The organism is Mongoliibacter sp., assembly GCF_007692705.1.
Classification (GTDB): Bacteria; Bacteroidota; Bacteroidia; order Cytophagales; family Cyclobacteriaceae; genus Mongoliibacter.
The window spans coordinates 1-6,875 of record NZ_REBN01000260.1; the positions used below are offsets into that span (position 1 = coordinate 1).

At 38.9% G+C, this 6,875-nt stretch carries 6 protein-coding genes; all 6 read right to left on the reverse strand.

All coding sequences use genetic code 11. The features are described 5' to 3' along the window. A partial coding sequence (locus EA341_RS17915) for an aminotransferase class I/II-fold pyridoxal phosphate-dependent enzyme (RefSeq protein ID WP_293016543.1) occupies window positions 1-713 on the reverse strand: 713 nt, incomplete at its 3' end. Between the two features lie 2 nt (window positions 714-715). Next, on the reverse strand, window positions 716-2,506 hold the full coding sequence (locus tag EA341_RS17920; RefSeq protein WP_293016544.1) for an ABC transporter ATP-binding protein: 1,791 nt from the start codon (window positions 2,504-2,506) through the stop codon (window positions 716-718). A gap of 30 nt (window positions 2,507-2,536) precedes the next feature. After that, window positions 2,537-5,170, reverse strand: coding sequence for an SLBB domain-containing protein (locus EA341_RS17925; protein ID WP_293016548.1), 2,634 nt, complete (start codon window positions 5,168-5,170; stop codon window positions 2,537-2,539). Window positions 5,171-5,326: 156 nt separating this feature from the next. Next, entirely contained in the window at window positions 5,327-5,833 is a 507-nt protein-coding gene (locus EA341_RS17930; protein WP_293016545.1) for an ArsR family transcriptional regulator, read from the reverse strand. Window positions 5,834-5,997: 164 nt separating this feature from the next. Further along, window positions 5,998-6,372: a hypothetical protein gene (locus EA341_RS17935; protein ID WP_293016546.1), complete on the reverse strand. Its 375-nt coding sequence runs from the start codon at window positions 6,370-6,372 to the stop codon at window positions 5,998-6,000. A 3-nt stretch (window positions 6,373-6,375) separates the two neighbouring features. Then, window positions 6,376-6,875, reverse strand: a 500-nt coding sequence (locus EA341_RS17940) for a penicillin acylase family protein (protein ID WP_293016547.1), incomplete at its 5' end; no start/stop codon positions are given.

A 6,875-nucleotide genomic window follows, 5' to 3' on the forward strand; every position in this document is an offset into this window, starting at 1 on the left:
TTCAAATTACAAAGACCCATTGCTGCATGAAACTCCGAATTTTTCCCATTGATACCTACTCCATTGAATTTTTCAGGGCCGTCATGACCAAAGTTTCTCAGAAAGCTAACCTTTTTCCTCAATTCCTTATTTCCACTGAAAATAGCTCCACCCTCGATGGTGTGGAATAACTTAGTTGCATGGAAACTTGTCGTACTAATATCCCCAAAATTGAAAATCGATTCACCTTTGTACTTTGTTCCGAAACAATGTGCAGCGTCATAAATCACTTTTAAACCATGTTTATGCGCAATTTTTTCAATCTGATCGATTTCGCATGCATTCCCAAAACAATGGGTAGCCAAAATCGCTTGGGTATCTTCATCAATTAATTCTTCAATTTTTAAAGGATCAATATTCAAAGTATTCGAATCAATATCTGCAAATACTGGCTCACAACCTTCCCAGACTAAACTACTTGTGGTAGCAACATAGCTAAATGGAGTTGTAATTACCTTCTTATGAATACCCAAGGCCTTCAATGCTATTTGAATTGCAATCGTTCCATTCGAAACAAAAGCCACTTCACTTACTCCTAAGTATTGCTTAAGATCCTTTTCAAGCTGATTTACCAAAGGCCCATTATTGGTATACCAATTACGTTCCCATATTTCATCTATGTACTTCTTATATTCCTCTATTGGAGGTGAAAAAGGCTTTGTTACTGGAATCATATTTAAATTTCTTGTAGCTGAACCATTTTACGAAACTTCTCCGACTTTTGTATCAATTCTGAATAGGAGCCGGCAGCCTCAATCTTCCCGCTTTTGAGCAAAATAATTTTATCTGCTGTCTTAATAGTGGATAGCCTGTGTGCAATGATCAGGATGGTCAACTGCCCTCTTAATTGCTCTATGTTCTCTTGGATGATCTTTTCAGTTTCTGTATCAAGTGCCGATGTCGCTTCATCCATTACGAGAATATCAGTTTCCTTATACAACTCTCTGGCTATAGCTAGCCTTTGTTTTTGACCTCCGCTAACCTGAATACCATTATTCCCTAATTTTGAATCTTCTTTTTCGGGTAATTCCCTTACAAAATCATCAATGGCTGCCTTGCGGAGCGCCTGCCAGAACTTTTCTTGGTTATCAGTAGATTTTTCAGACCAGGCTGTGATATTATTGAAAATTGTGTCAGAGAAAATAACAGGCTCCTGTGTGATATAGCCTATTTTTTTCTGAAAACTTAACTTATCAATTTCCCTAAGATCATTACCATCTATAAATATCTTTCCAGTATCCGTGTTGAAGAGGCCTGCTATTAAATTCACCAAGGTAGTTTTTCCACTGCCACTCTCTCCTACAAATGCGACCGTACTCTTTGCAGGGATTTCCAGATTGAGTTTTTGAAGAACCTTGTCATCAAAATACCCAAATGAGACTTCTTCCAATCTGATATTGTTTTTCAAACCAGGGTAATTCTGATCCCCTTTTTCATCCTGGGAACTTGCCAATTGATGTCCAAACTCAATAACATTGTCAAGAGAACCTGTGACATTTAAAAAATTGTTCCAATGATTTTGCAGTTCCACCAAAGAGTTCAGGGATCTGTAGAAAAACAACAAACTGAGCACAATTGCACTGATATTTTCTGAAAAGAGGTTGACCTGAATCAGTATAACAATTACTACAACCGTGATTACCAAAGGCTCTCTAGCAGCTACGACAAGGGAATTATAAAAACCTATTTTCTTATTGCTTTGCTCTATATATTCAATGGCAACCTTCATTTTATCATAAAACAATGACATCAACCCGGTTGCCCTCAGGTATTTGTAAAATGCTACATTTTGGATCAAAAGCCCTTGATAAACATGTCCTCCCTTTGTTATTTTTTTTGAGGTGAGCTTGGTCTTTTTGTAAATTCTATTGTAGACCAAATTGGATAAAGTCCCCCCTATGGCTACCAGTATTGCGAATTGAAAATTGGTGATGATGGCTAAGCCCAAATACACTGCGACCAGGACACCTGACTGTATTGTGCTGAAATAATTTTTAAAAGCCGTCGAAACCCGCCCCATTTCACCACCCATAGTGTTTTGCACCATTCCCGAATCCACATTTACAAAGGATTTATAAGAGTAATTACCCAACATTTTAGCGTAGGTGAGCCTGAGTTTTCTGATAAAATACTGTTGTGTAATTACATTGTAATACCCTTGGCAAAACTTGGTGATCCCTTTGAAAATAAAGAAAAACATGATCACAAACAGAACTGTCTGTAGATTCAATTGAATACCAAAACTTTCCAACCCGGAAATTAAAAACTGAAGTCCACCCAATTCTTCGCCACTGCTTACTGCATCGGTATCTCCAACCATTTGCAATAATGGCAAAAACATTGCTAGCCCAAAGCCATCTAAAAGTCCAACACATAAACTCAAAAACAAGGCTACAAACACTTTATAACCTAATTTTGAGTAAAAATACCTGAAGTACTTAAAATACCCTTCTTTACTTTCTTTCAATTAATCTAAAAACTAGTAGTTAAAAACTTCTTAATTTGTCAGGTTGTTAATCAGAAGTGCCAAAGTAGCCATGCTTGTTGCCAATCCGATCCAAGCCTGTGCTGTCATTGGTTGTCTTTCTGGTCTTTTAGGAACAATAATCTCAGCTCCAGGTTCTATGTGCGGGTAAAACTTGAGAAATAAAAATTTTCTGGTTCGCTGTACGTCTCCATTGGCATAAACCACATAAGACTTGCCGCGTCTGGCATCTTCAGTAAAGCCACCAGCTCTGGAAATATAAGACCTAAATCCCCTGAAATCCTGAAACCTTGCAGTTGTTGGAAACAGTACTTCTCCACGCATCCTTACTGTTTGCAACTCCTTGGGAATACTGATTATATCCCCTTCTTCTAAGATCAAGTCTTGTGCTGAACCAGGACTTGCTAGAATAGCTTCTAAATTAATCCCAATTAGCTCCTGCTCCTTAAATTCATATTGGACTAAAGCGGTGTCTCCTACAGAAACGTCCTGAAGCCTCTCTGCTCTGAATCTTGAAGCCAAAGTCTGCTTTTCTTTTTCTTCCATCCTTACTTTAGCTTCTTCTTTGTCTAATAATCTTTTCTCTATTCTTTCCAAGGCAATTTCTTCTGCTTCACTTAAACTTAAACCCTCTCTTTGAAGCTTGGTAACTACCGACCTTAGGTTTTCCTCTTTTAATTCACTTTCTGTCTTTGCCTCATAATACTCCGTCCTCCTAATCAACGTAGCTCCTTTTGGATAAGCAAACTGATTAAGCCCACCTGCTCTTCTGATCAGATCGGATATACGTTCATTGGCATCGCTGAGGGCAAACTCCCCAGGGTAAAACACTTCTCCATCTACTTCCACTATACGCTCCCGCTGAAATCCGGGACTTCTCCTGATAAAAATGTGATCAAAGGGCTGCAAAATAACCTTTGCATCATCTTCTTTAAGATTAAGGTTTGCATCTACCTCCAAATTGATGATTTCAGCCACTTTACCTGAAACATCATTTCTTACCCTTCTCGCAATTTCAATGTAGGAATTAGAAGCCGCATCCTTGAACCCTCCAGCTTTTAGGATCAAATCTGCAACTGATAGGTTTTCAGCAAAGGCATAAGAACCTGGAATATTTACTTCTCCCGTTATCCTTACATAATATTCTTCCTTCAGATCATATCTACTCGGGATGCTTAAAACATCCTCTCTCCTCAATTCAATATCAGGGGTTGTCCCATTCATTATTCCTGTTATATCTACAGAACGAGATTCCAAGGTAAGGTCTTCTTTAGTTCTGTATAAAATGGCCCTTCCTCCAAAAGCATCACCTCTTAGACCTTCTGCCTTTTCCACCAATGCTTTTACTCCCATTCCATCGACTGGAATACTAAACTCCCCTGGTCTAAAGACCGCTCCGGAAATCTGCACCCTATTTTCGAACCTATTTAGCCTTTCCCCCACTGTTATTTCGTCTCCATCCTGAAGGGTAAAACTGTTAAACTCCTCTGCATTTAAGTCATTTACCTTCATTTGCTCACCCGTAGCCCTTCTTATAGTCAGACGTTCCCTGTAAGCCAAAGATGAAAATCCTCCTGCAAAATTGATTAAATCAGCTACACTCTCGTCAGGCTTCATTTCAAAGTAACCCTCTCTCCTTACGGGTCCTTTTAATTCGACCCTGTTTTTATAAGGTTGTACTATGATCACATCATTGTCTCTTAGGGTTACATTTTTACCATGTTCTCCCTTGGTAAGGAAATCATATACATCCAATTCCCCCAATAATTTGCTGTCTCTATACACCTGAATATTTCTAAAAGTACCGTTCTCATTTGGACCACCTGCGGCAAACAAAGCATTGAATACCGAAGCAAATGAAGGCAGGGTGTAGGTTCCTGGTTTGACCAATTCCCCTACTATTGAAACTGAAATAGATCTTATATTACCTAATCTTATCTCCAAGAATGTATTGGGATTTGATCCCAAAAGACCGGAATAAATCCCTCCAAGCTGCTGCTTAATCCTTTGTCTTGCTGCATCCACTGAAGACCCTCCAACTGAAATCGGTCCTAGATTGGGGATCATTATCCTTCCTTCCGGATTCACAGTCAATTCATAAGATTGTTGAGAAGCTCCATATACATCAATAATGAGTTGATCTCCTGATCCAATAACATAACTGCCTGGCGTAGGTATATTCAAACTTGGACTAAATGTCAAGTTTCTATTATGGAAAAGTTTGTAGCCAAATATTTTTTTCTGTTCCGGAGTAAGGTCATAATACGGATCTGCTCTCCTGATGGAATCAAACAGGGCAGGATCCATATTGAAGCCCGCTACCTGTCTTATCTGACCTTGCTGCTGTCCTGGCCTCGCCTGTTGTTGCCCTTGCCGTCCCCCTGACCTCAACTGTTGGATCCTTTCACGGAGTTTAGCTACTTCATTGGCTGGCATCCCCTTTTCTCTTGCATATGCTTCGAGTTGTGATTCATTCATCCCCGCAGATTCTGCACGCTTGATCAACTGCTCCACCTGAGCATCGGACAAGTTGTCAACTTTTACGTTTTGAATGTCATTCATGGATTGGGAATAGCCCAACTGCACGAGCAATACAAAAGATAAAATCAGAAAAAGAAATTCTTTCTTAGGAAAAAACCCTTGCATAGATATTTTCGATGTTTTCACGAATTAACGTAGTTTTTTTAAAGATATGAGATTTTTGACCAATAAAGATGATCTGGCACAGCTTCGCCCTTTCAGTCACATTCTTGCGCTTAACACTATTACTTTAGTAATTGACTACAGGGATATCTTAATCCCTTATTTTTCATATAAGACCAAGCCTTGAGGATCGATTTCCCCTTGACTGATCTTAAATGTCACTTTTTTATTTATCAGTTTTTCAATTCTGACACTAAGTTTCTCCAGGTAACCTTCGTCTAGGTTTTTACCCAAAATATCAACTGAAATCACTCCGCTATTATTCCCTTTTGCATAATCTCCTGTCAGCACTACATGAGAAACATCGCCCATGCGCTCCAAAATAGCCTCTAATAGCTTATCAAGCCCAAGGTACTTCCTTATAAGCTCATGAAGATTTTGATAAAGAGGGTGATTGATGTTCGCTTTGTATTCTATCCTATTTTTCTCAGACTGTCTTACCAAAAACCCTGCCTCAGTGAGGTGATTCAATTCTTTTCTGATGGCATTGGTAGATTCTCCGAATTCCTCTGCCAGGCCTCTAAGATGACTTTGATTATTCTCATTAATAAAAAACTTAACCAACAGCTTGAGCCTTGTCTTTGATGTGATTAAAGATTCTAACATAAAAATTGTGCTGGGAAATGAGCAACAAAAGTACTCGTCTAGTATTCAAAAGCAAAATTTTTTCAACTGTTTTTACTATGAAGGTAGGCGTTGCATTTTAGTATAACTTTTGCCACATTTTTTATCATCTACAAAAACCGAATTTTCACACAGTCATCCAGAAGTCAACTTCTATAAATACCCTCTTCTTTTCTCTCAAAAATTTTTCTGAAAAAAGAACCAGTCATCGCAGAAAATCCTCCGATCAAAAACCCAAGAGTCCCGGTAATCAACCAAAGAAAGTTGTCCTTTTTGACTCCCATTAATGTGGCCATTTGCTCAGGAAGCTGAGATTCGGATTGGACCGAGATCCAAATAGTCAGTGCAAACCATGACAACCCGAAAGCCAAGCCAGCCACAAAAAACGCAGGCCAAGGCCTCAAATTAAATAAAAAGGCAAGCAAGGCTACCACGATCATCAAAAGCCAATAGGAAGTAAACTTGCCCACAAATAAAACTGCCAATACAGTCAAAATCGCAAATAATAAAGATTTCACCATGTTTTAATTGCTAAATGCTGTGGAAAATAAAATGCTTTCACCATCTGTTTGGGTCCTTAGGTTAAAATTAACGTATTCGCCATTAGCCCATATTTTGATGAAATTATCATAAAATTTACTTCCTGGATTTCCAGACTGCCCGCCGGGGTATATGCCAAAAGCGGTTATTTGATCTCCCATTTCAGCAACGTATCGCCAGCTGGCACCATGCCTTGGCCCAGTTGCATTAAGTATTCCTGAACCTCCTCCTGTGTAGATTCCCTGTCTACTAAATGACTCAAAATTAGGTACCAAGTGGTTGATCCTCGTATTTTTAAATGCGGCCCAAGTATAAGGACCATTTTGAGTATCCCATTTCTCCATTTCCTCAAGCATTTCTAAAAAAGACTTTGCAACATGACTTTTCGCATCCCTCAATTCTGGATTTCCTGATTTGGCAAAAATGGCATTTTCAGGATCATCACTCAGCAATTTTACTGTTTGATAATTGTTTGGGTAAATAA